Origin of the sequence: Planktothrix tepida PCC 9214 (genome assembly GCF_900009145.1) — a bacterium.
In the GTDB taxonomy this organism is placed as follows: Bacteria; Cyanobacteriota; Cyanobacteriia; order Cyanobacteriales; family Microcoleaceae; genus Planktothrix; species Planktothrix tepida.
The window spans coordinates 1-215 of sequence record NZ_LN889898.1; the positions used below are offsets into that span (position 1 = coordinate 1).

At 36.7% G+C, this 215-nt stretch carries 1 protein-coding gene; it reads right to left on the minus strand.

All coding sequences use genetic code 11. From position 1 onward, the window contains the following. The coding region (locus tag PL9214_RS29695; protein ID WP_139295229.1) for a hypothetical protein at window positions 1-215 on the minus strand (215 nt) is incomplete at both ends.

Below are 215 nucleotides of genomic sequence, written 5' to 3' on the forward strand. Positions count from 1 at the left end.
GCTGCTTTTAAATTCTCTTGGGTATTTTCTATTGCTGCTAGTCTTAAATAGGCATTCCCCAGATTATTATTAGTCATTGCCCAATCTTGGGGGTAGGTCTGTTGTTGAAGAACAATTAAAGCCTGTTGATAACAAGCGATGGCTGCTTTTAAATTCTCTTGGGTATTTTCTATTGCTGCTAGTCTTAAATAGGCATTCCCCAGATTATTATTAGT